Annotated in this window: 16 protein-coding genes; 9 read left to right on the top strand and 7 right to left on the bottom strand. The window is 56.5% G+C overall.

The window, feature by feature from the left end:
* The first annotated feature begins 100 nt into the window (after nucleotides 1–100).
* The 7 genes from MWU61_RS17350 (at nucleotide 101) to MWU61_RS17320 (ending at nucleotide 18,474) form a co-directional block, all read left to right on the top strand.
* A complete protein-coding gene (locus MWU61_RS17350; protein ID WP_247129731.1) occupies nucleotides 101–7,543 on the top strand; it encodes a hypothetical protein in 7,443 nt (2,480 codons plus the stop codon).
* 144 nt (nucleotides 7,544–7,687) lie between these two features.
* The gene (gene tssK / locus MWU61_RS17345; protein ID WP_247129730.1) at nucleotides 7,688–9,019 is read left to right on the top strand and encodes a type VI secretion system baseplate subunit TssK; all 1,332 of its coding nucleotides are present in this window, start codon (nucleotides 7,688–7,690) and stop codon (nucleotides 9,017–9,019) included.
* Nucleotides 9,020–10,732, top strand: a complete 1,713-nt coding sequence (gene icmH, locus MWU61_RS17340) for a type IVB secretion system protein IcmH/DotU (RefSeq protein WP_247129729.1) — start codon at nucleotides 9,020–9,022, stop codon at nucleotides 10,730–10,732. It abuts the gene before it with no gap.
* Nucleotides 10,733–14,332, top strand: coding sequence for a type VI secretion system membrane subunit TssM (tssM, locus tag MWU61_RS17335; protein ID WP_247129728.1), 3,600 nt, complete (start codon nucleotides 10,733–10,735; stop codon nucleotides 14,330–14,332). It abuts the gene before it with no gap.
* 14 nt (nucleotides 14,333–14,346) lie between these two features.
* Nucleotides 14,347–15,069 carry a type VI secretion system-associated protein TagF gene (gene tagF / locus MWU61_RS17330; RefSeq protein ID WP_247129727.1) on the top strand — a complete coding sequence of 241 codons (723 nt, stop codon included), beginning with the start codon at nucleotides 14,347–14,349 and terminating at the stop codon, nucleotides 15,067–15,069.
* A gap of 10 nt (nucleotides 15,070–15,079) precedes the next feature.
* Entirely contained in the window at nucleotides 15,080–15,832 is a 753-nt protein-coding gene (locus tag MWU61_RS17325; RefSeq protein ID WP_247129726.1) for a protein phosphatase 2C domain-containing protein, read from the top strand.
* Nucleotides 15,829–18,474 (top strand): serine/threonine-protein kinase, encoded by a 2,646-nt coding sequence (locus tag MWU61_RS17320; RefSeq protein ID WP_247129725.1) that lies wholly within the window; start codon nucleotides 15,829–15,831, stop codon nucleotides 18,472–18,474. Before MWU61_RS17325 ends, MWU61_RS17320 begins: the two co-directional genes overlap by 4 nt.
* 42 nt (nucleotides 18,475–18,516) lie before the next feature.
* On the opposite strand, the gene MWU61_RS17315 is transcribed toward MWU61_RS17320, so the two are convergent.
* The 7 genes from MWU61_RS17315 to MWU61_RS17285 all read right to left on the bottom strand — a co-directional run bounded on the left by MWU61_RS17315 (nucleotide 18,517) and on the right by MWU61_RS17285 (nucleotide 23,273).
* On the bottom strand, nucleotides 18,517–18,723 hold the full coding sequence (locus MWU61_RS17315; RefSeq protein ID WP_247129724.1) for a hypothetical protein: 207 nt from the start codon (nucleotides 18,721–18,723) through the stop codon (nucleotides 18,517–18,519).
* A 613-nt stretch (nucleotides 18,724–19,336) separates the two neighbouring features.
* Nucleotides 19,337–20,797: a hypothetical protein gene (locus MWU61_RS17310; protein ID WP_247129723.1), complete on the bottom strand. Its 1,461-nt coding sequence runs from the start codon at nucleotides 20,795–20,797 to the stop codon at nucleotides 19,337–19,339.
* The gene (locus MWU61_RS17305) at nucleotides 20,794–21,198 is read right to left on the bottom strand and encodes a biopolymer transporter ExbD (protein ID WP_247129722.1); all 405 of its coding nucleotides are present in this window, start codon (nucleotides 21,196–21,198) and stop codon (nucleotides 20,794–20,796) included. The genes MWU61_RS17310 and MWU61_RS17305 overlap by 4 nt, the downstream gene beginning before the upstream one ends.
* Nucleotides 21,198–21,647, bottom strand: coding sequence for a biopolymer transporter ExbD (locus tag MWU61_RS17300; RefSeq protein WP_247129721.1), 450 nt, complete (start codon nucleotides 21,645–21,647; stop codon nucleotides 21,198–21,200). Before MWU61_RS17300 ends, MWU61_RS17305 begins: the two co-directional genes overlap by 1 nt.
* Nucleotides 21,648–21,668: 21 nt before the next feature.
* Nucleotides 21,669–22,310 (bottom strand): MotA/TolQ/ExbB proton channel family protein, encoded by a 642-nt coding sequence (locus tag MWU61_RS17295; RefSeq protein WP_247129720.1) that lies wholly within the window; start codon nucleotides 22,308–22,310, stop codon nucleotides 21,669–21,671.
* 104 nt (nucleotides 22,311–22,414) lie between these two features.
* Complete coding sequence (locus MWU61_RS17290) at nucleotides 22,415–22,858, bottom strand: hypothetical protein (protein WP_247129719.1); 444 nt, start codon at nucleotides 22,856–22,858, stop codon at nucleotides 22,415–22,417.
* A gap of 97 nt (nucleotides 22,859–22,955) precedes the next feature.
* Nucleotides 22,956–23,273 carry a hypothetical protein gene (locus tag MWU61_RS17285; protein WP_247129718.1) on the bottom strand — a complete coding sequence of 106 codons (318 nt, stop codon included), beginning with the start codon at nucleotides 23,271–23,273 and terminating at the stop codon, nucleotides 22,956–22,958.
* A gap of 131 nt (nucleotides 23,274–23,404) precedes the next feature.
* Here MWU61_RS17285 and MWU61_RS17280 point away from each other — a divergent pair, with 131 nt between their 5' ends.
* Together MWU61_RS17280 and MWU61_RS17275 are read left to right on the top strand one after the other, a co-directional pair.
* The gene (locus MWU61_RS17280; RefSeq protein ID WP_247129717.1) at nucleotides 23,405–23,848 is read left to right on the top strand and encodes a DUF1036 domain-containing protein; all 444 of its coding nucleotides are present in this window, start codon (nucleotides 23,405–23,407) and stop codon (nucleotides 23,846–23,848) included.
* A gap of 28 nt (nucleotides 23,849–23,876) precedes the next feature.
* Nucleotides 23,877–25,580, top strand: coding sequence for a caspase family protein (locus tag MWU61_RS17275; protein ID WP_247129716.1), 1,704 nt, complete (start codon nucleotides 23,877–23,879; stop codon nucleotides 25,578–25,580).
* Nucleotides 25,581–25,585 lie beyond the last annotated feature (5 nt).

The raw sequence follows: 25,585 nt of genomic DNA, 5'->3' as shown, positions 1-25,585 counted from the left end.
CTGATATGGCGGGCATGCGAGGCCTTAACGCCATTTGCCGCACCTTCAGATTTTTCACAGTCTTAATATTTTGACACTTGTTACCGAGATGGACATTCACATGCATACGCAATCCAAAGCCAGCCCGACAGAAAACGTTCAAACCGGTATCCGTCAGCGCAGTCTGCGCAAACATTGCCGCATCGGCCGCGCGACAGAGCTTGTCTTTGTTTTGGCGACAGGGGCGGCGTTGGTGATTGGCGGTGGTGCTGCGGTACATGCGGCAGAACTGACTTGGGATGACGGCAATGGCGGCCCCCTGACAATCAATGTGACGCCATCCGGGGACTGGAGTGGCAGCAATTGGTCTCTTGTTACAAGAGACGGCGCGGGCGACATCACCGCGATTACCGATGATCGGAGTTTTGCAGACGGTGACTTTGCGATTTTCGATACGGTTGGTGGCAGTGGGGCGGCGGTTGTTACTATCGATGGCAGTAATGTTAAGCCAATCGGCCTGCGGTTTGATATCGGCGGATATACAATTGCCGGCGGCGTTAATGTGGGCGGTGGCTTTTATGGTATCGATACTGGCGGTGACCCGCTGTCATTTGATGTGACGACTGACGGACATGTCGCGATCGTGTCTGCGCCGATTGATACTGGTGATGGTATGATGCCGGAGACGTTCGGTGTGATCACAGTGAATGGCGCAGGTGGTGAAGGTGAACTGCAACTGACTGGCGACAACTCTGCAAATGAGGGCGTTTTGTCGGTTGAAGGCGGTGAATTGAACCTAGGCGGCAACTACGGCGGTGCGATTAATGTGGCGTCGGGTGCGACGCTTGACGCTGATAGCGGTCAAGTTGGCGGTTTGGTGACTAGCAGCGGTATTGTCCAAATTGGCGGTGCGAACTTGTCGATGGGCGTTGCAGTGACCACGGGCAGCGTCACGGTCGATGGCGCCGCGACGGTTGGAAGCACAGGAATTACGAACTCCGCGGACGGCACAGTTGTTGTTGACGCTGCAGGTTCTTTGACTGGTGACGTTGTGAACAGTGGCACCAGTACTGTGACAAACAACGGGTCGATTACAGGTAGCGTTACCAACTCTGGTACAGGTACGACGACCAACTCCGGCACGATCCTTGGTGACATCGTTGTTTCAGCCGGCGAATTCGACGCTGAATCTGGGTCTGTTAACCTCGACGACGATATTGCAGTGAGCGGTGGTACGCTGACTGCCGCAGGTGGTACGTTTGGAGCGGAGACTGCGCTGGGGAGTGGCGTAGCGGATGATATGGCGACGTTCACTGTCACGAACGGCGGTACGCTTGATGTTACCGCCGATACAACTGCTGCGCAGGTCAACAACACAGGCGCGATTGTAACGGTTCAGTCAGGCGCGAATTTGACTTCTAATCTGACAAGTTTCGATAATGGTATGGGGACCGCATCGTCGACGACGATTGATGGGACGCTGACGGGTAATCTTGATGTGCAAGGTGGCGCGGTTGGTGTCACGGGTACTGTGACGGGTACGTCTGTTGCGGTCAGTGACGGGATGCTGACATCGACTGGCGGTACGTTTGAGAACGGTGGTACGACAAACACGGTTGCTGTGAACGGTGGTACGTTTGCAGTTGCCGCTGGCGGCACTGCGGGTACGACGACAGCGAATGTGACTGTTGATGCGGGTGGCCTGACAATTGCTGCTGACGAAGAGCTGGACGGTACGGTTGCTTTGATCGATTCCGATATGGGTGCAACTGCAAGCGGCGGTACCGTGGTAAACGACGGGACCATTAGTTCGACCGTCGACGTCGCTGACGGTACGTTTACAAACAATACCGATGCGACCGTGACTGGTCTGACGACTGTTACTGGCGGTGTTCTGGAAGCTGCGGGTGGTGACTTCGACGGCGGTATTGTTGTGAGTGGCGGTACGATCAACGTTACTGCGGACACCGTTGCGGCGATCACGAATAACGGGGTAGCCCCGCTGACCATTGGTGATTTCGAAATCACGGGCGACTTTACCCAGCAAGCTGGCCAGACCGATAACGCGGCTGATATTACTGGTGGGCTGTCGGTGACAGGTGGTACGTTTAACCACAATACTAACGGTTCGATCTCTGGGGCCGCGACGGCCACGTCCGGCAATCTGAACGCAAATGGCGGGTCCTTCGATGGCGGTTTGACTGTCAGCGGCACCACAGTTTTTGATATTACGGCAGACACGACTGGAGATATCACGAACGGGACCGCGGGTAATGCCGATGGTATTGCCTTCGAGATTGATGACGGGCTAACCGTGACAGGTGACGTGACTGCTGAAGGCACGAACGGGATTATCAATCATAATGGTACGATCACGGAGGCGCTGAATGTAAACGGTGGCACCGTGAATGCGACGGGTACCGTACAGGGGGCCACAACTGTTGATGGTGGTGACTTGAATTCAACTGGCGCGACATTCGCAGCGGTTGACGTGACAAGCGGTACTTTTGATGTGCTGGCGACGCCAAGTGGAACAACAACTGCCAACGTGAGCGTTGACGCAGGCGCGGTTACGATTGCCGCGAACGAGACTTTGTCCGGTACCGTGGCGCTGGTTGATAGTGGCGCGGGTGCTAGCGGTGGTACCGTTGTGAACAGCGGCACGATTGGCGATGACGTGACTGTTGCCGATGGGACGTTTACGAACAGCGCTGGTGCCGCAGTTACCGGTGAGACAACCGTCACAGATGGTTTGCTGGTTGCGAACGGTGGTGCGTTCAACGGTGGTCTTGTCGTTCAGGGCGGCACTATCAATCTGAACGCAAGCACTGTTGGTGATGTGACCAATGACGGTGTGGTCGGGTTGTCGGTTGCGGGTCCTATGACATTGACTGGTGATTTCACGCAGGAAGACGGGGCAACCGCGGTGAGCGGGACGATCGACGGAACGCTGACCGCAACGGGCGGCACATTGACCAACAATGGTATCATCACAGGTCAGACCACGATTTCCGGCTCGGGTATTGTGAATGCGAACGGTGGTACTTTTGAAACTGACGGAGCGCTGACGCCAGATATTAGTTTGACTGGTGGTACGCTGAACGTCGATGCATCTACTGTGGCTGATGTCACCAATGACGGTGGCGTTGTGGCAATTGATGCGGGGCAGCAATTGACGGGTGCTTTTGCCAGCTCCGACGATAGTGCCACGACGACTGTTGATGGTCAGATTGTCGGTAACGTGACGCTGAGCGACGGGGCGGTGACGTTGGAGACAGGCGCTGGTAATCCGACGCCTGCAGCTGGCGTGCTCGGGGTCGGTGTAACCGGAAACGTAATTGCATCCTCCGGTACGTTGACAATGGAAGACGACACTGGTGTCGGCGGAGGCATTGCCTTGAGTGGTGATGCGGGCCTCGTGGTGAACGGTGACGTGACTGTTGGCAATGGCATAGTGAATGGGAGTTCAACAACGCTGAACCTGACAGGTGGTCACACCGTGACGAGCGACCTGACGGTGAATGCTGGGACCACGAACAACACAAATACGATTGCCGGTGATGTTGTGGTTTCGGGCGGTACGCTGAGCAACCAAACTGGCGGTAAGATACTGGATGATAACGTTGTTGTTTCGTCCGGCGAGCTGGATGCCGATGGTGGTACATTCCGGACTGCGGCGGATACTGCGAATTCAACTGTCGCCGTCAGCGGTTCAGGTACACTGGATGTGAACGGTGCGACTGCGTTGACCACTGTCACGAACACAGGTGGTACGGTGCGCGTTGATACGTCGACCGGTGGTGGTTTGACTGCGACGGTTGCAAATACAAGCGGGACGTTGGCGAACAACGGGACTGTGACTGGCCAAGTGACCAACACGGGTACTGTGACTGCGAATGGTACGTTTACCCAAGAAGTCCTGAACAACGGCGGTACCATGAGGGTCACCGGCAATTCGACTGCCGATGTGGACAACAATGGTGGTGATCTGGTTGTGAACACAGGCCGGACGTTGACGGGTGACGTTGATAACCGGAACGCAAATTCCTCTGTCACGGTCAATGGCACCGGGACAATCGACGGCGACATTCTTTTGTCTGCGGGTTCTGTTGTCAGCACAGGTACGCTGGACGGGACGGTCGCTGTTTCTGGCACAGGTTTGCTGGATGAAAACGGTGGCACGGTCACAGGTGTTGTGACTCAGACGGGCGGTACGATTGCCGCAAACGGATCTACCTTTAATCAGACTGTTCTGAACAACGCAGGCACGATGACTGTGGCGGGTGCCACAACTGCTGATGTGAACAGCAACGGTGGTGATTTGTCGATCACGGGCGGCACGATGACCGGTGACGTGACTGTGTCGAACGCTGCGTCGACAGTGACAAACAGCGGTACACTGAATGGTACGGTTGGTTTGACAGCTGGTAAACTGGTCGCCGCAGGCGGAAACATTTCCGGTCTTGTTACGAACAATGGCGGGACAGTTGACGCGACCGGCGGGAACTTGACCGGTGGTGTGACAAACACGAGCGGTACGGTGAACATCAATGGTGCGACGACCGGTTCTGTGACGAACACCGGCGGTGCCTTGAACATTGCGTCTGCCGGAACTTTGACGGGAAGTGTGACGAACAGCGGCACAGGCACAACCCAGAACGACGGGACTGTTACCGGAGCTATGACCATTTCAGGTGGCACGGTAGATCAGAACTCTGGTGCGGATACGCAAGGTCTGACGACCTTGTCTGCGGGCACATTGGATGCCAACGGTGGTACGTTCTCGGGCGGAATCCGCACAACGGGCGGCACCCTGAACCTAAACGCTAACACAACAGGTGACATCGAAAACGATGGATCAACTGTTGCGATCCCTGCTGGCAATGTGCTGGCAGGCGACCTGACCAATACGTCCGGTACATCCACTGTGGATGGCGAGATTCAAGGCAACGTCATTGTTGGCGGCGGCACTATGACGACGTCTGCCACGTCAAGCGTGAGTGGTGATGCGACGGTCAACGATGGTACGCTGACTGCCGCGGGCGGCAGCTTTGGCGGAAACGTCACGGCGAACGGTGGTACAGTTGATGTGACTGGTAGCGTCGGAGTTGGCGGTGCGCTTGTGAACAGCGGTGGCGATGTCACTGTTGCAGCGGCGGGCACATTGGCTGGCGATTTGAACCAGGTGTCTGGCACGACATCGGTTGATGGGACTGTTGCCGGTGATGTGACCGCGTCTGGCGGCACGTTGCACCACGACGGAACTGTCACAGGTGACGTGGCGATTTCAGGTGGTTCGGTGAACACATCAACAGGCAGCACGACCAGCGGTGAGACGAGCCTGACCGGCGGCACGTTGACTGCGGCTGGCGGTACATTCAACGGCGGCATCGCAAATGATGGCGGTACCGTTTCCGTAACGGGTCCGATTGCTGCGAATGTGACGAACACGTCGGGGTCCTTGGCGCTGAATGCTGCAGGGGTCGTGACAGGCAATGTGACTAACTCGGGTGCGATGTCATCCTTGGACGGTACCGTCACAGGTTCTTTGGCCAACGCGGGTACAGTTGATGTCACGAGCGGCGATCTGACTGTTGGCTCGTTCACGAACGCTGGTACGATCACAGTTTCGGGTGGTAATACGCTGACATCCGGGTCAACCGGTACTGTCGCAAGCGGTGGTACATTGGCCGTGACAGGATCGACTGTTGTTGCAGATGTCACTGCGGATGCCGGATCAACATTGTCCTTCAGTGGTGCAACCATCGATGGTGACCTGACAGTCGGAACTGATCTGACTGCCCGCAACAATCTGGATGTGACTGGTGATTTGGCGCTGACATCTGCTGCTGAAGCCATCATGGCAAGCGGCGACCTGACTGTTGGCAATACATTTGATATTGCCGCGAGCACATCGTTTGAACTGTCCACGGGCACGACGCTAACTGCGACTGAAACAAATAACGCGGGTACGTTTACCGCGCGTGATATCACAGCGATTGACGGTACGTTCACTAACACCGGCACGTTGAATGTCACGAACCTGAGCCCGGGGGCTGGTCCAATTTCACTTGCCCCCTCAACACCGCCGACTGGTACAACCTTTGTTGGTCAGGTGAACAACACAGGCACGATAAACAGCACGGGTACGTTGAACTTCGACGGCGGTTTGGACAACCAAGGTATCCTTGATCTATCGAGCACAAACGAGTCTCCGACAGACATTGTGACCATCGGTGGCACTGGTCTGACGGGTGGTGGTCAGTTGGTCTTTGATATCGATTTGTCTGAAGGCAACGTGGCGTCGGACCAGATTGTGATGGGTGCGGGCGCATTCGTCACTGGTGAAGTGAACCTGAGCTTTAACCTGCTGGACGTTGTTGATGCGCGCGATATTGACGTCACGCTTGTCGATCTGGACGAAAACCAAGATCTGTCTGCCTTCACGTTCTCATCCGACGAAGTTGTCGATGAACGTGGCATCCTGTCTTACACGATTGGTCTGTCAGACGGCGGCGATTTGGTGATCCAAGACGGGTTGAGTTCCGGTCTGTCCGGTCTGGCTGGTAACATCGTCCTGACACAGTCTTTGATTGGCTCCATTGTGAACCGTCCTACCAGCCCGTTTGTAACAGGCTTGGCGTTTGAAGACGAAGATCCATGCGGCTACGGTGTGTGGTCACGTGCAACAGGTGGTTTTGCCGATACGACAGGGACTGTGACGCAAGAAGGGCGCTCACCGATCGAAGGCACCATTTCCGCGACATATGGTGGTATCCAAGTCGGTTCCGATTATGCCTGCTTTAACGGTGCCGTCAGCGGCTGGGACTTGTCGATGGGCGGGATCATGGGTGTGAACATTGGTTCATCGACCCAGCCTGTGTTTGGGCTTGACCAAAAGACCACAGTTTCGACGACGGGTGTCGGGTTTGACCAGCTTTATGCGGGTCTGTATGCCACAGCCGCCAACGGTCCTGCGGCGTTCGATTTGCAGTACCGGTTGGAAACAACAGACTTTAGCGCGACAAACAGCACGCTGGGTTTGAACGGCGAGAAGTTCAGCAGTGAAGCATCCACGCTTTCGGGTGCGGCCAGCTACTTCTACTCGATCCCTGAATCGGACCTGTCGATTGTTCCAACAGCCGGCTTTGCCTACACGCAGGTTGAAACTGGGCCAATCAGCTTTGAAAACCTTGGTGATCTGGATGTGAAGGACTTTGACAGCAGCGTTCTGTTTGTCGGGGCGACCTTGGCGAAGTCACAGTTTGGCGACGATGGCGTATCCGCGACGCGTCAGTTCTTCTCTGCGACTGTCTACTCTGATCTGGCTGACGATCCGACATCGATCTTTAGCCCTGCAGACGGCAGCGACGATGTGGAACTGACATCCCAGAACCTTGGCACATACGGCGAGATCAGCACGGGTATCAACTTTGTCCGCATCTTGCAGCCAAACGAGTTGGGTAATGTGAAGCAGGTCAGTGCCAGTGCGCGTGCCGATGTCCGGTATAGCGATCAGCTGGAAAGCTACGGCATCACTGGTCAGGTTCGCTTCCAGTTCTAAACAAATCCCTGCTGCCTTGGATTTTCGAGGCGGCGGGCACCCTTTTGGGGAACAGTAAGTTTTTCGTTGTTCCCTTGACCAAAGGGTCGCGGCGGAACAAAGTTGCAGCATTGCAAAAGCTGCATTTTGAACGATTGGATAATCATGTCTTGGTATAGCAAGGTTGCTTGGAAAGAAGGTCTTTTCCTCCAGCCCCAACATCTTCAGCAAAGTGACCGGTATCTAGAACGCCTGATCACGGCTCGCACAGATGTAATCACCCCCTATCCGTGGGGTTTGTCCGAGATGACAATCGACAACGATATGTTGCAACAAGGCCGGATCGGTTTGCGCAGCGTCACAGGGATCATGCCGGACGGTGGCCCGTTTGATGCGCCTTCCATGGGCGATCTGCCGACCCCTGTCAGTGTCGACGATGATGCCGCTGGTCTTTCCGTTTGGTTGACCTTGCCAGATATCAGCCAGAACGGGCGTGATGTTGGTCTTGGCGAAGATGCGGCCGCGACCCGATATGCGTTGTCGTCGGCCACGATTGCCGACAACGCGTCGGCCACGCGGATCGAACATCAAATCGAAACGGCTATTCCGCGTCTGGAACTGGATATCCGCAAATCGACGAAGCCGGGCTATCAATGCCTGCGCATCGCAAAGATCGCAGAAATCCGCGATGGTGTGATCACGCTTGATACAACCGTCGCCCCGCCTGCGTTGATCGTGGGTGTGCATCCTGTGGTCATGGGATACCTGACCCGTGTCATCGGCTGGGTTGAAGCCAAGCTGGAGAGCCTCGCGCGTTACGCCGCCGACCCGTCTGCGGGTGGTGGGATGCAAGCGACTGATTATCTGATGCTGATGACGCTGAACCGTGAAATTCCGATTTTGCGTCATTACGCGAAATCCCATGCGGTCCATCCTGAACGAATGTACGAAAAGCTGATTTCTTTCGCAGGCGAGCTGTCCACGTTCAACGACGGCGATCGGATGGCGCGTGATTACGGCACATATGATCATGCTGATCCGAAAGCGACGTTCACGCCTATCGTTCAAGATATTCAACGGCTGCTGGCACGTGATGTTGGCCGCGCAGTCCGGCTTGATCTTAAGCAGGTGCGTCAGAATTCTTTCATCGCCGAAGTGGCCGATCGGAACCTGTTCCGCGACGCGACCTTTGTGGTCGAAGTCGAAGTTGGCAAGCCGCTGACGCAAGTCCAGCAGCAGTTCCCGCAACTGTGCAAGCTGGGTCCAAACACCCGCATGTCCGAGATTGTGATGAACAACCTGCCGGGCATCAATCTGGTCCATTTGCCGAACCCGCCGCGTCAAATCCGTGTGGTGTCGTCGAATGTGTACTTCCTGCTCGAGAAGAATACCCCGTTGTGGCAAGAATTTTCGACCGCCCCCGCCATCGGGATGCATTTTGCCGGTGACTGGGCGGATATGAAATTGGAACTGTGGGCAATCCCGGAGAAGTCGTAGATGGCTGACGAAAACGACAAAACCGTCTTTGGCGGCAAGCTTCCTGTTCAGCCAACGAACCAACCTGCGCGCAAACCCCCTGCACCAGGTGGGGATCGCACGGTCATTGGGGGATCGCTGCCTGTGCCACCACGCCCCGGGTCCGCGCCGCCGATCCCGCCCGCGCAACCCGCCGCACCGCCAGCGTCGCAAAACCCGTTTGGCCAGCAGGCCCCTGCGGCACCGGCAAATACCTATGGAAACCAGCAGCCACCTGCCGGTGGCAACACGTGGATTGGTGGGTCCGTCCCACAACAGCCAGCGGCACCTAGCCCTTATCCACAGGCCAACATTGGTCAGCCAACACCCGGTCAGGGTGCACAAGGTTTCTTCCCCGGTCAGGAAAAAGCACCTGCACCGCAGCCGGTACACAAGGGTCCCCAGATTGGTTTGCAAGAAGCGTTGAAGGCGACCGGTCTTGGGGCCGGTGGTCCGTCGAACCCGTTGCTTGCCGCTGCCGCGAACCTGTTGATCCTGTTTGGTCGCCTGCGGACAGGCATGGTCGAAATGCAGGCCGAACCGCTGATGCAACACGTCGTCAATGAAATCGGCATGTTTGAACAGAACGCCATCAATGGTGGCGCTGATCCGATGGAAGCCCAGATCGCGAAATATGCGCTGTGTGGTACTGCCGATGATATCGTCCAGAACTTGCCCGGTGCGGATCGTGGCCGTTGGATTGAATATTCGATGGTCGCCCAGTTTTTTCAAAAGCGCGATTCAGGGGTCGGCTTTTTCCAAGAGGCCGAAAAGGCGATGCAAGCCCCAGGTCAGCGTTATCAACTGCTGGAATTGATGCTTGTGTGCCTATCTCTTGGGTTTGAAGGTCAATACCGGACCGCCCCGAATGGTGGCATGGAATTGTCGCGTATTCGCGCCGCGATCTATGAAACACTGCGCCGTGTGCAGCCGCGCCCTGACGAAGATATCTCGGTCAATTGGGCCGCTGTTCCGCTGAGTGGCACAAAACGCTACGGCGCTATTCCGATGTGGATCGTTGGTGCAGTGGCTGCAGTTGTTGTGGTTGGTAGCTACGCTGGCTTGTCAACGTACATTAACAATCAGGGCAATGACGTCGCACGGACGTTGAACCTGATGCATCCGAACGTGGCGCAGATCAGTCTGATCCGGTCGGTCGCTGCGAAAGAATATGTGCCTGTTGTGGACACCACCCAGCTTGAACGGATCACGCAAAGTCTTGCCCCGCAGATCGCCGATGGTTCGGTTGAGATTGGTGAAAAAGGCCAGTTCATCTTTGTCCGTGTTGGCAACGCGCTGTTGTTCGAAAGTGGTCAGGCAGAGGTGAAAGACGCCTTTGGTCCGGTTGCCGAAAAGATCGCAGCGACCCTGAATGCAGAATCCGGTCCGATCATCGTTCAAGGTTTCACTGATGGTATTCCGGCGTCTGGTCGGGGGCGTTACAAAACGAACCTCGAACTGTCCGTTGCCCGTGCTGAAGGCGTGCAAACGGTGTTGAACGATCTGATCACAGATCCAAGCCGGATCAGTGTCGAAGGTCGTGGCGAAGCAGACCCGATTGCGACAAACGACACCCGCGAAGGCCAAGCGCTGAACCGGCGTGTGGAAATCCTGATTGCCCGCAATGGCACATTTGAAGACGACCAAGCTGAAGCGCCCGAAGAGGCGGCGAGCGAAGAGACTGAGGCGCAGTAGATGAAGAAGATTTTCAAATGGCGTCCTTGGATGCGTATCCCCGCGATTGTGCTGGGGATTTTGTGTCTGTTCATAGCCATTTGGTTCGGGTTCCCGATGATCCCGCTGGCGATTTTCCAGACCATTTGGCTGCGGGCCGTTGTGCTGGGTGTCATCATTTCGATCATCCTGATCGTCCAGTTTTTCAAGTGGCGTAAGCGCCGCAAACTTGCCGCCGAAATGGAAGCCGAACTGATCGCGCCTGAACCCGAAGGCGACGGTAAGGTTCTGTCTGAAAAGATGTCTGGCGCGCTTGCCAAGCTGAAAAAATCCGGCGGCGCGACCTATCTTTATGATCTGCCATGGTACGTGATTATCGGCCCGCCGGGTGCTGGTAAAACAACAGCGCTGCGCAATTCCGGCATCGAATTTCCCGTGTCTGGCGACGACGGTGACGACGGCGGCATGGAAGGGTTCGGCGGTACGCGCTACTGCGATTGGTGGTTTGCCGAAGACGCGATCATGATCGACACGGCGGGCCGTTATACGACCCAGGACAGCAATTCGTCGGCGGATTCCGCGAGCTGGACGTCGTTCCTTGAGCTGCTGAAAAAGTCACGCCCGAACCAGCCGATCAACGGCGTGATGCTGGCGTTTTCTGCCGAAGACATGATGACGATGAACGATCAGGAATTGTCTGATCACGCGGAAACTGTGCGGGCGCGTTTGGGTGAACTTCACGAACATCTGCGCGTCGATTTCCCTGTTTATGTGCTGTTTACGAAGTCCGATTTGATCAGCGGTTTCCGCGAGTATTTCAGCAGCTTTAACGTCAATCGCCGCAAGAATGTTTGGGGTGTTACGTTCCAGACGAAGGACCGCAAGGAAGACACGTTCGAGCAGGTGAAGCCGGAATTCGATAAACTTGTCAGCCGCTTGTCTGATGAATTGATTGACCGTTTGTCCGAAGAACCGGACGGCATTTCGCGCGTCGCGATCTTTGGTCTGCCCGGTCAAATGGCGTTGATGCGCGATAACGTGTCTGAATTCCTGCGCCGCGTTTTTGCGCCATCAAAACACAACACAAACGCGATCTTGCGCGGGTTTTATTTCACGTCGGGTACCCAAGAAGGCACGCCGATTGACCAAGTGCTGGGTGCGATGTCCCAGACCGCGGATGCAAGTGCGGGTATGGCGCCTGCGTTTATGTCGGGCCAGGGGAAGAGTTTCTTTATCCACGACCTGCTGAAAAAGGTGATCTTCGAGGAACGTGATTGGGTGTCGCACGATATGGGCGCTGTCCGCCGGACGGCAGTTTTGCGTGCTGTCAGCCTTGGTGCGATCGGTGTCGCGACGGCTGCGATGTTGGCTGTTTTCGGGATCAGTTTCTGGAACAACCGCAATTTGGTGAATGTCGCCGAAACAGAAGCCGCGACCTATTCGCGTGCGGCCCAAGTTGAAATCGCGCGAACAGAAGTTGATGATTCCGCGTTGGAACCGATTTTGCCCTATCTGGAGAGCTTGCGCCTGATGCCTGCGGGCTATGGTGAAACCGCGGAGCCGACGATCTGGGAAGGTTTCGGGCTTGGCCAACGTGATCGGCTGAGTGCCGCCACCGAAAATGCTTACGCTGATGCGCTGGAACAGATGTTCCGGCCGCGTCTTATTCTGGACCTTGAAACACGTCTGGCCGAGCTGCGTAATACAGAAGAACCCGCTGAAATTTACCGGGCGTTGAAAGTGTATCTGCTGCTGGGTGAGACCGAGGACCAATCCGACGACGACGCCATCAAGACGTTCTTTGATGACCTTTGGTTTGACCAATTCACAGGCCTGAACGGCCTTGATACCCGCGAAACATTGGCCAGCCATCTGGACGCGATGCTGACGCTTGATGGGCGGCGCGATGTTGGTGTGAAACTGGACGAGACGACAATCACGAATGCGCGGTCTGCGATTGTGCAGATGTCACTGGCGGATCAGGCTTATGCGCTGATCAAGGACCGTTCCAAGGCCGCTGGCCTGCTTGATTTCCAACTGGAAAATGCGCTTGGCGTGCAGGGCAGTCTGGTGTTCGAAACCGTTGACGGATCTGATCTGAGCACGGTGACGATTGAAGGTCTGTATACCTACGAAGGTTTCTGGAGCTTCTTTTTTGAACAGTTGACAGAAGTCGGAGATGCGCTGGAAGCGGATAAATGGGTGTTGGGTGATCAAGCGTCGCTTGTGAATTTTGACAGCCAGATGGCCGGTTTGGATCAGGCGTTGCAAACGATGTATCGCCGCGATTTTGAATCTGCGTGGCTCGCGATGTTCGATGAAATCCGGCTTGCGAATATGTCGGCTGATGCGCCGCTTTATGACACGCTTGCTGTTGCGGCTGCGCCGTTTGCGTCCCCGATTTTGCAACTTGTGAAAGCTGTGGACAACGAAACAAAACTGACACGCGAATTAGACGCGCTTGCCGCGCAATTGGCGGGTGGTGAAGGCGGTAGCGTTGCTGAAAACGCAGCTGGCGATGTCGGTGCCTTTGTTGCGCGGGACACGTTGCGGCGCGGTCCGCGTACGTTGCGGATTCTGACGGATTCTGTGCGGAATTCGAACAAGGATCAGACCCGCGTGAACGGCAGCAGTGGTGGCGATAGCCCAACGCGATCTGTCGAACGGCTGACCCAAGTGTTTGAAAGCTGGCATATCCTGTTGGAAGGTCCGGAAGGCCAACGTCCGATAGATATCGTGCTTGCCGATCTGGAAGCGATCCGTGGGAACCTGCGCCTAGCGGCGTCGAACCCTGCGCAATCAGCGGCGTTGCTGCCGCAGTTGTTGTCGAACCTGACGCGAAACAATTCACGTCTGCCGCAGGCGTTGCGCAAGATCGTAAATGACGCGGAAAGCGATTTCCGATCGGAAGCGACAGATGCCACATTGGCTGAAATGAACCGTGCGTTGAACAACACAATCACCCAAGTATGCCGTGCGACGATTACGGATTTCTTCCCGTTCTCGAATTCGCAACGCCAAGTGCCGACAGCTGACTTCGGTCGTTTCTTTGGTCCGGGTGGTGATATGGATGTGTATTATAACACCTATCTTGCACCGCATGTTTTAGCGACCGGTGACGGGCTTGCCGTTGATCCGAACAGCCCGCTGGCTGATCGTTTGTCCACCTCTGCAATTCGCCAGTTTGACCGTGCTATCAAGATCAGGCGCGCGTTCTTTGGAGCAGGGGGCACGAACCCCGAGGTGCAGATCACGATCTCGCACGAGGCATCGCACCCGACGATTGAACAGGCGCATTTGGAAATTAACGGCGTGAATACTATCACGGCGGCGGGTGATCCGCCCAAGACGGTGACATGGCCCGGTGCGGGTGCATCCACAACGTTGCAGGTGTTCCCGACGCTTGATCGCAATTCGACGATGGAATTCCGCGGCGGCCAATGGACGTTCGTGAATTTCATGCGCGCGGCGGCTTCGACACAGCGGACAGGCAACACTGTACGGGCGACGTTCAACGTCGGCGGCCGGTCGATCTCCTACGACATCGGGTTCAACACCGCGTCGAACCCGTTCACCATGCCTGAGCTGTCAGAGTTCAGCTGCCCGCAGAGCCTAGACTGATGGAGGGAAGCGTCGTGACACCGTCAATTGGTCTATATGGCAAACACCCGTCTTTTGGTGATTTTGTGACGGGCGGTTTACCATCTGAAACACAGGCAATTCTGGAAGGGTGGCTCAACCGGATGTTACCCGCGTTGCGCGGCATTGACGAAGGGACGTGGCAACAGCGGTTTGACCATGCGCCCGAAATTCGGTTCTGGTTGGGTGCTGCTATTGTCCCCGGTGGTATTTGCGGATTGATCCGCCCTGCGCAGGATAAAGTCGGTCGGCGTTTCCCGATGGTGGCTGGTGTGACCCATTGCGGTCAGTTGCCACCTGTTTTGGATAGCGGACCGGAATTGTACGACGCGCTGGGTGAAGCGCTGGACAGTTTTGTGCGCCGCACTGGCGATGGTGCCGACGAATTTGCAGCCCATCTGCTGAACCTGACCGCCCCGATGGTTGCCCTACGCGATGACAGCACGCCTGATTTCTGGGCTGTGCGGCCTGATGGTGACCTGACAGGATTGGCCGAAGATATCGCGATTGCGGACCACGCCCGCGCCGCTGTGTGCCGATCCTACATGTGGGTCCACGGCCCTGGTGGTGTTGCGATCCATGCTGCCGATCAATTGCAATCTGCTGATGTGATAAACTGGCTGATGACGGACGCTGTCCGCGCACCGGCTCCCGAAACAGAGCCTGACGAAGGCGCCATAGAACAAGAGACTGCGGACGTACCGCAGCCAACCCATTAGGAACGACGCGATGCCAAACGACTATTTTAAGATTGAGACTGGCGGCGCCACCGATACGGGTTGCGTGCGGGATCACAATGAAGACAGCTTTGTTGTCCGCCCTGATCAAGGCATTTGGGTGGTTGCCGACGGCATGGGTGGCCATGACGCGGGTGATTATGCCAGCCAGACGATTACCGGCGAAATGGCGTCTGTCGGGTTTTCGATTTCGACCACTGATCTGCAAGCGCGGTTCATGGAACGGCTTGGGCGCGCACATCATCAAATTCGGGCCCATGCCGAAAGCCTTGGGGGCGGCACCGTCGGTGCGACCCTTGTTGGTCTGCTGATCTTCGAAGCTGAATTTTCCTGCATTTGGTCTGGTGATAGCCGTATCTACCGCATGCGTGACGGCCTGCTGGAACAGCTAACCAATGACCACACAGAGGTTCGCGAATTGCTCGAGGCAGGCATGATCACGCCCGAAGAGGCAGAGACATGGCCGCGCAAGAACGTGATCACCCGCGCGATTGGCGTGTCGGAAGACCCCAACTGCGATATGGTGACAGGCAATGTGCGGGCCGGTGATGTGTTTCTGCTGTGTTCTGACGGGTTGACCGAACACAATTCCGACGCCGATCTGCAGGCCCTTCTGCATGCCGCGACGACCCCGCAGGAAGCCTGTGACATGTTGATTGCCCAAACGCTTGAACGTGGTGCGAAAGACAACACCACCGCCGTTGTCGTCACTGTCGCCCCGTCTGATGTGGATATTTGGACATGAGTGACGACGACGACGATAAAACAAAGATTGCGTCGCTGCCGCCGATTATGCCGCCCAAAAAGCAGCCGCCTGTGGACAATGATCGCACGATTATTGCGGGTAGCCCGTTAGCAGGGTTCGGTGCGACAGTCCCGCCGACCGCTGATGCTGTCGAAGATGCAGGCACGATCCCGCCCGCGTCGGACGACGCGATGACGGCAGAGGGTACGCAACCACCGGCGCCCGTTGATCCGCCTGTTGAGGTGCCTGAAGACGCACCTGCGGAAGTTCCGCAAGATGAACCTGTTGAAGCCCCTGTCGATACACCAGACGAAACGCCGGACGCCCCGCCTGTGGAAGACCCTGCGCCAGCAGAATTACCAAGCGAAGCGCCGCTTGAGGATCCTGTTGAAAGCCCGATCGAAGATCCCTTTGCGACCCCTGACGACGACCCATTTGCAATTAGCCCAACGTCGCCGCTCGTTGCGGCACCCGAGGTTTTGGAGGTTGAGCCTGCCGAACCTGTCGTGACAACGCCGCCTGAAGAATTGCCTGTTGATCCGGTTGCGCAGGCCGTTGATCCAGAAAATATTCCTGAGCCTGAGCCTGAGCCTGAGCCTGAGCCTGAGCCTGAGCCTGAGCCTGAGCCTGAGCCTGAGCCTGAGCCTGAGCCTGAGCCTGAGCCTGAGCCTGTTGTCGTCCCGGCACCGCCGCAACCTGTTGAACCGACAGCGCCGCCCGTTGTGACGGCTCCTCCAGCTGTGCCGACGCCTGCACCGATGCCATCCCCGCCACCGCCTGTTGCGGATGGTGGCGCTGTGCCGATTGGCACGGTCATCAACAACAACTACGCGATTACCCAGCTGATCAGTGCGGGTGGTATGGGCGAAGTGTTCCGTGGCGAAAACACGTTCACGGGTGATGCCGTGGCGATTAAGATTGTTCTGCAATCGCTCGCTCATGACGAAAAAATCGCGAACCTGTTCAAGCGCGAAGCCAAGGTGCTTTGTGGTTTGTCCGATAAATCCATCGTGCGGTACTATAACTTTGTTCGTGATGCCGAACTGGACCGTTTCTGTCTGATCATGGAATTCATCGACGGGATCGCGTTGTCTGATCACGTCAAGGATGTCGCGCCTATCACGCGCGAAGAAGGCTATCGTTTGCTGCACCGTTTGGCTGATGGCCTTGCGCGCGCGCATGCGATGGATGTTGTGCACCGCGATCTGTCGCCTGACAACGTGATGCTGCGCGACGGGGACATCGACGAAGCCGTGCTGATCGACTTTGGTATCGCGAAATCAAGCGAAATGGCCGAAAGCACGTTGCACGGTCAGTTGGCTGGTAAGTTCAAATATATCTCGCCTGAACAGCTTGGCCACTTTGGTGGTGAAATTGGTCCGCGTACCGATATTTACGGGCTTGGTTTGCTGATGGCCGCCGCCCTGCGTGGCGAACCCATTGATATGGGGAGTTCTGTGGTCGAGGCCGTGGATGCCCGTCGTGGTATCCCCGACCTGACCGACATCGACATGGCATTGCGGCCGCTGTTGGCGCATATGCTGGAACCAAATCCGGCTGATCGTCCTGCGACGATGTCGGACATCACGCGGCTTTTGGATCACCCCGAACAAATTCCCGAGAAATACGGGCGCGCCGAAGGGATCATTCCGCCGGGGAATGAAATGCCGGCGCAACCGCAAAGCTTTGTGTCATCGACGGGACTACAAAGCCCGCCAGGTGGTGCCCGCAGCATCGTGCCTGTCACAGGCATCGGCGATACATCGCAAAGCCCGTTTGGCGCAAATACCGGTGTGACCACTGGCCTGAACCTATCCCAGCCTGGTCAAACGATGGCGGGTGCACGCACCGCTGAGAAGAAATCGGGCGGTGCTGGCGGCATTGTACGCTGGTTGATCCTGTTGGGGATGCTGGGTGCGGGGGGCTATTACGTTTCGCAAAACCCGGACCTGATTTTCCCACCAGAAGAAGTTGCGGGTGATCCATTGCCAGACGAGGCCGCGCAAACGCCTGATGGCCCAATGACACGTGGTGCGTTTCTGGCGAGCTACCATGAGGACGGTTGTGGTTTCGCAGAACGTCTGTCGGCAGGACCGCAAGCCGGTACAATCGCGTCCTATAGCGACGATGCGGCAGTTTTTGACGGGATGATGACCGAATACGAGGCGCTGTTTGATGCGGCCCCAGCGATGCAGTCATTTACGTTGGACTCGACCCAGTGTCCGGTTGCCGATCTGGCGCAAATTCTAGCTGGTATTCCCGGGTCTGCACCAATCCTGACGTTGGATAGCAATGTCATGGAAAGTGGCGGGTCAATCGTTGGTCGATTGTCTGATCGACGCGGGCGGCCTGTATGGTTGGCTTTGGTCACGACGCAGGGTGGCGTTTATAACCTGACGGACCGTTTGACGGAACAAGCAGACGGCAGTGCGACGTTTAGCTTTGCGTTGAACGCCCCCGCTGGCAGCGATGCGCAGCCTCAGGTGTTGGTGGCATTGGCTGCTGACGCGCCGTTGATTGCGGCGGCGACGACTGTGGACGGGGCAAGTGCCGCGTCGGTGATGCCACTGCTCGAAGCCGAGATTTTGGGCCGCGATGGCGAAGCGGGCATGACGCTCGGCTATTTTGATCTGAAACCGTAAAGAACCAAGACCCGCCGTTTGGCGGGCCTTGGCGTGGTGTTGTTAGCGGTAAGTCACTGGCAGAACGGACTGCGGGCCACAGCGCACGGCGAGACCATTCACGCTTTGCATATATTGCTGCGAAATGGCGGAACGGTTTGCACAACCTGATGTGCTGCCTTCGAATTTGTTCTTTTGCGCGGATCCATCGATGTCCATGCAAGCGGTGAGAGAGATCAAAGTGACTGCGGCGAAAGTGATTTTAAGCATAGGTATTTCCTTGGGTTTACTTCAGTTTTAACGTTTAGGTTGATTGTGGGGGCGTGTGCCCTGTTTCGATCGGTGACGACGGAAGCCGTTGAATGGGACGGTTTGTGTTGTCTGCTGTCAGTCGTTTCAAAAGGTGCGTGCACCAATGTCGACGACGTCGCGGGGTACGTTGGGATTGCTGTTTTTCTGCCAGCAGGTCATCCACATGAGACGACAGGCGATCGAGGAAGTTGCCTTCGATATCATTGAAAGCAGTGCCTGTTCTTGGCGTAGTCGCTGATATTCTTAGCGTTTTTACAGGCGTGAGGTGGCAGCCTCGTCCTGGTTCTTTTGGTCGACCGTCGGTCATATGTTCTATCCTTATTCAGGATGCCCCCAGGCAGTCCTTCGTTGCGATGAACATAGTTTTAGCTAAATTTTGTCGCTTTTTCCGCTGACCGAGAGGATGGTTTGGGTAACGTCGGCCTAGCCGATCTATGAGGTCGCATAGCAAACTATCCAAAAGAGAGCACAATTTCAGGGTGTGCAAAGCCTGCGCCACTATTTCGCCATAATTGGAGAATCGTTATTTTTCGGATTGTGGTGCCAAATGCACCGGGCCAATGGCCCGATGTTATCTTACATCGAAGGGCAGCATGACGATTGGCACGTTGGTGCCGACCTCTGCTGTGAGTGCTTCGAAATAGTCTTCGGCAAGCTGACCGTTTTGTTCGTCGATTGCACGTGGGCGACTGTTTGTGCCGATGGCCACCAAAAGCTGCTTGGTGTCACGTGTCGAACCTGCGCGGCGCAATGGCACGTCAAAGCGTGCTTGATCACCAATGAACGACAGGTACTGACCAAGGTCTTGGACCACGCCGTTATCATCGATCAGGATCAGGGACACGTAACGGCCAGCCGTGCCGCCAACAGCACCTGTCAGTTGTTCGCCGCTTGTGATTTGATCGACCTCAAGCCCGAACGACATGCGGAACGCAGGGTAGCTGCGGTTTTGGCGCAGGTAATCAAGCACCGCACATTGGCGCGGATCCATCAGCACGGACCGTTGACCTGGCCGTGGTTCGATCCCGTCAAGAATTGCGCTGGCGTATGGGGCGACGTCCGCTTCTGTCGCGGTCATGATCAGCAATTCAGGCGCGCCGTTGTCGGCCATCTGCGGGATGGCGATCAAACAGGTGTCACTGACGTTTGTGCGGATACGGTTGACCAACTGGCTGACCACCGCTTCGGGGGTGCCGGGGGCAGGGGGTGCAACGGTCGGCAGGCTGCGAACAGGACGCGGTGCGGCGGCCGCAGCTGCTGCGGCCGTGCTGATTGTGCCGATACCCGTGGCGCGCGGTGCGATCCGTTCAGGCACAAGTGCTGCCGCGGCAGGCGCGGTTGCTGTCAGCGTTTCAGTGCCAGTCCCAAGCGGCGATGTGCCGGATGGTGCCAGTGTTTCGGGTTCTTCGGGTTGCAGTGGACTGATTGGTTCCGGTTCCAGCGACGCCTGTTCAATGGGTTCGATTTCTTCTGGGGCGGTTTCCGGTTCCGGCGTATCGACCAAATCGGTGCCATCAACGGTTTCGGGTTCTTCTTCGACAGCTGCGACTTCTTCGGGCGCGTCAGGTTCGCCGACAGTTTCCGGTTCAAGCACTTCTTCGACCGCTTCGGGTTCGACAACTTCAGCCACGGCTTCGGGTTCTTCGACAACCTCTTCGGGGGCTTCCGGTTCCGGTTCGATTTCCTCGATGGGGTCTTCCGGAACAACGGCGTCGATGATTTCGTCAGTCTCAGTGACCGGATCGAGCGTTTCGGGGTCCACAAAGGCCCCGTCGTTCAATTCGTTCGCGGCATCGATTTCTTCGACTTCTTCCACGCGTGCGGCTTGGCTGGTCGCGCTGACAATGGCGTTGTTATCGAGCACAAGCGACGTGATCAGCAGATCGGGGCGTTCGTCAACGTCGTCTGGCATCAAACGGTCGAGATCAACGGTGAAGTTGAACAACAGGTATGCGGCACCGACGTGTACGGCAGCAGATAGACCAAGCGCTTCGGCCCAATGGATTGCCTTTTCTTTTTGTCCCAAGCTCATTCTTCGGCCCCCGCTGTGCGCAGGGTCACGAGCCGCAATTCGGCTTCGGCCAGTTCAGGACGGTTCATGACCGAGATTAAGCTGGTCGCGGGTGCGTCCTTGTTCATGAGGATATGCAGGGTCAAAGGACGTTCGAGCGGTTCTAGCGCGACCTCTAGCAGATCGGGTGCCACTGGTGCGCCGTCCAGTTCCCATGACCCGTCGGCCACAACGACTAGGACCGGCGACGGCAGTTGATCAAGCGGCAGCTCAGATGTTTCGGCAAGATCAACGTCGGCGGCAGGCGGGTTCAGCAATTGGCCCGTCGCGAGAAAGAAGAAGATCAGCAACAAAACGATGTTCACGATGGCCAGCGACACATCTAGTGCGATTGGTTTTTTGGCCTGCGGCAGAGGACGCATCAGGAAGGCCCCCCTGCAATCTGGATGTTGGAAATGCCGCCTGCGGCCAATGCTTCTAGCACGCTAGACAAATCCTGCACGTTCGCTTCATCGCGGACGACAAGGATGATCGACGCATCGCCGTCTGCATTCAGGGATGCGGCCAGATCAGCCAGCAGATCAAACCCGAATTGCTGGCCGCCGACAACGACATTACCCGCATCAACGTTCCAGATAGCCACGTCACCCAACGGTGCGGCAGGTGCTGGTGCTGGTTCTTGTGCACCTGCTTCGCCGCCTTCAGGGCTGCCTGTTGCACCGCTACGGATGGTCAGCAGCGAATAGGGCGCGAGGTTGCTCGACAGCATGAAGAAGATCAGTAGCTGGAACATCGCGTCCGCCAACGGCGTCAGCACAAAACGATATTTTGCGGGCGATCTTGGTAACGCTATGGGTTTGGATAGGGCCATGGTTTACGCCTTACCGCCTGCTTAACCTGTCGCCTCTGCGTCGATGCGGCCGTGAATGGCGGCCGAGATCAATGTTTCGATGGACTGACGTTCGCCTTCGATCCGACCTTCGAGCCATGTGGCGACAAAGTAAGTGACAAGCGCGATGGCAAGGCCAGCCGCGGTGGTGGTCAACGCGGTCCAGATACCACCCGCAAGCAGGGCAGGGTCCACAGTGCCGTCTGCCGTCGCGAGCGTAGCGAAGGCGTCGATCATCCCGATCACAGTCCCGAGTAGACCCAACATCGGTGCGGCCTGCACAACAGTTTCAAGGACACGCATCCGGCTAGTCATCGATGACAATTCAACAAGGGCTGCTTGGCGACCCAGTTCTTCGGCAAACTCTGGTGAATTTGGACGGGCCTGCAGGCCGGAAAAGACAGACTGCAACACGCGTGACAGCACGGATTTGCGTTCGCTGGCTGCTTTGAATGCCTCATCAGCGCGGCCACCCAACCAATCTTGCAAGATTTGTTCGGCCTTGCCGGCTTTGCCAACGCCCATGCGCCCGAATTGGAATGTTTTGTAGAACGTCACAGAGATCGAAATGATCGACATGAGGCCAAGAACAGCAAACACAATGATCGTCGGTGTGTTCAAACCAGAGAGGTCAGGGGCATTCATAGCGAAACCTTTATCAATCAAAATAGGCCGACATTTGACTGTCGGCGAAAACAGGGGGACGCAGTTGCGTCACGCCACCCCTTTAAATGCTTATGGTTGTGGGATCAAAGCCCAAACTGCAATGATGCACGAGAAGCTGTCGATAATGTAGACAGACAGAAGTCTCCGGTCGCCCCATCTTCGGCCAAGGTGCATTCTGCCACATCATTCACCACAATGCGGGATGTATCGGCACAGGGCTGATCGGAAATGTCGAATTGGACGATGCGGGTCTTACCGTTTGGCAGTTCACCAAAGGCCAGCACAAGGATACGTGACACGATCCCGCTGCCATTAAAGACGGCAACTTCGTATGCGGCTTGGGACAGATCGACGCCAGTGCGATTGGTGGCCACGTAAGTCAGGCGGCACCCACCAGCGGATGTTTCTGCGGCGTTATTGAGTTCGAGAACAAATTCCGGGTCATCTTGGGCAGCGACTGGCGCTGCTACCATGGAAAAGGCCACAGCGGCAGCGGTGAAGAACGAAGAGACGGCACGGAATTTCATGGGGACCTCAGAGCATTAGAAAGCAGCTAGATGATCACCCAGCTTTGACTATGCGCTAAGTTGGGCCCAATTCAGGGCGTTGTGTCAACATTAGATGTTAACGGAACGCCCCAATTTGCCACTGATCCTGCAACTGCATCACGCTCGAGTTGCGCGCGACCTGTGCTGTGACAGCCGGGCGACGCGTTGGAATTGCCAATGGTGCAGCTGTTTGACCACCGTTGCGGGCGGCCAGAACGCGACGCTGGCGTTCGAGGTATTCATCATATGTGATGTACAGCGTGCCGTCTTGGAAGACGTCGATCAAAAGTGGCTGTGTTGAACCAGTGTCTTGGGCGGACGCCGCAAATGGGGCCGATGCAAAGCAAGCGACACATGCAAACGTACGAAAGAGAGTCTGTGCTGTCTTTTTCATTATTACATCTTCCTCAAATACTGCTTTTTCCTCAACCGCTTTGTCCCACGGGAATGTGGCAAAAACAAAGCAGGCCATCACGACGTGCGTTATGCGCTCGCCCTTCTGAGGTGTTTTGGTAAGAATACCACATGGTTCAGCTTCTGCATAACTTTCATTCATGGTTGCAAAAAAGTGTTGCGAAATTCGCAATTGGTGTGGTCGCGCTGGTAATGCCATCTATGGCAAGTGCGACTTTTGCTGTTTGTAATCAATCGTTTGATGTTGTGAATGTCGCAATCGGTCAATTCGAGGAAAATGATTTCGTCACCCGCGGGTGGTGGACTGTTGGCCCGAATCAATGCGCGAACACGATCCGCGATCAATTGACCGCCCGATATATCTACATTTTTGCGCAAGATGTATTTGGCAATGAAATCCTGTCCGGAAGCACCCCATTATGCATCGGAACGGCCAGTTTTACGATTCGAGGCGATGAGGAATGTTTGCTGCGCGGCTATTTGTCCGCCAATTTTATTGAGGTAGACACCCAACAAACCGAACGCTGGACTTTATTTCTGACCGCACCCCAGTAATATAGGCGCAACGATGTGGAGTGCGCCCGTGTTTAAGTTACAATCAAAAAGTGTGATTTCTGGGATGGCCTTGGCCGCCTGTCTAGCAGCGCCCGCCGCAGCCCAGGACCGCACGGCCCTTGTGATTGCAAACAGTGCGTATCCCGGCGATGCGGCTTTGCCGAACCTGCGTGGTGCTGCCCTTGATGTGTCCGAAGCCCTTCTGGGCTTGGGTTTCGTCGTCAATCGGCTGGAAAACCCAAGCGCGGATGACATGCAAACTGCGCTCTCTGCCATTCAATCTGCCACAGGTCCTGCGTTGGTCTATTACGCTGGCCGGACCGCGTCCGAAGGGGACGCGAGCTTCTTTGCGCCTGTCGCGGGCGGCGATGGTGTGGCGCTTGATCCGTTGGTGACCGCCCCGTCAGACGCCCCGCGATTCGTCTTTGTGGATATGTGCCACGATATTGAATTGGCGGAAGCCGAAGGCGAGGACGACGATGATTTTCTTGAAGGCGAAGGCGACGATCCGAACGAAGTCACGCCTTTAGCAGAAGCATTGGCCCGCACGGCCAATGGAACCGAGAACCTGTTTTTCGCGTCCTCGGTTGAACCCGGCGAAGGCTGCGAAATTGGCGGCAATCAGACATTGACGGATCTGTTGCTCGACCGGATATCAGTGCCCGGATTAGAAGCAGACCAATTGATCCCAGTGTCAGACGATCCAGCGGTCGACGATATTATCTGGTCGTCTTCGACGCTGAGTGATCCGTTTGTGTTTCGCCCGGTCACCAGTGATGTTCGCCTGACAGCCGAAGATTACGCTTTCTTGGAAACCCTGTCGCCTGCGGCGCAGGAACAGATGATCGCAGTATGGAAATCAGCGGGCACCGTTGTGGATGTCGCAGGTGCGTCAGACATCGCGCCGTTGAATTTGGCCCCGATTGCCAGTGGGAACGACACGATTGTTTTGATAGCCCCAGTGCGTCCGGTTTCAGCCGCGACTGTGATCTCTCCGATTGTGCCCCGTGCCAGCGGCGGCGGGGCGACGGCATCAAGCGGCACATCATCGCAAGTGACCGCAGGCGGCGTGACCGTTTTGGCGGGCGCTACACCTGCACCGGCACCTGCGATTTTCCGCGCGACACCGGGCGAAGACGGGTTGCCCGCGCCGTCCATTCTGGTTGGTTTCCTGACCGAAGACGGTGAAATCGTCAGCGACCCTGAAATTGTTGCGCCTGCAATCGTCGATTCACCTGTTTCGGGTGATGGCCTTGGGTATGAAGACCTAGAGGCGCGCAATGCGATGCGTGAAGCCGACCCGGATTTGTTCGCCAGCCTTGTTGAAACGGGTGCATTTGATCCGCCGGATGCCGAACTGGCACGGGCCATTCAGACTGAATTGGCGCGGATGAACTGCTATAAGTCCACGATTGACGGTATCTGGGGGCCGGGATCGCGTCGGTCTGTGACTGGATATTACGAACAGGTTGGTGGGTCCACGCCAAGCCAAGACCCTGATGCCCGTATTTTCCGCGCGATTATTGCCAGCGATGATGTGCGTTGCCCTGATCCGGCCCCACGTGTTGTCGCGCAACCAACGCGCCGGACAACAACCCAAGCGGCGCCACGCAGGACAACAACCCAAGCAGCACCGCGCCGTCAGGCTGCACCTGCTGCGCCCGCACCGGCACCTGCAGCACCTGCACGTCGGACAATCCAGCAATCCACAAGTACCGGGGCATTCCGCTAGGCCCA

Source organism: Loktanella sp. F6476L (genome assembly GCF_023015725.1).
GTDB lineage: Bacteria > Pseudomonadota > Alphaproteobacteria > Rhodobacterales > Rhodobacteraceae > Yoonia.
This window is presented reverse-complemented; position numbering and strand designations above follow the sequence as displayed.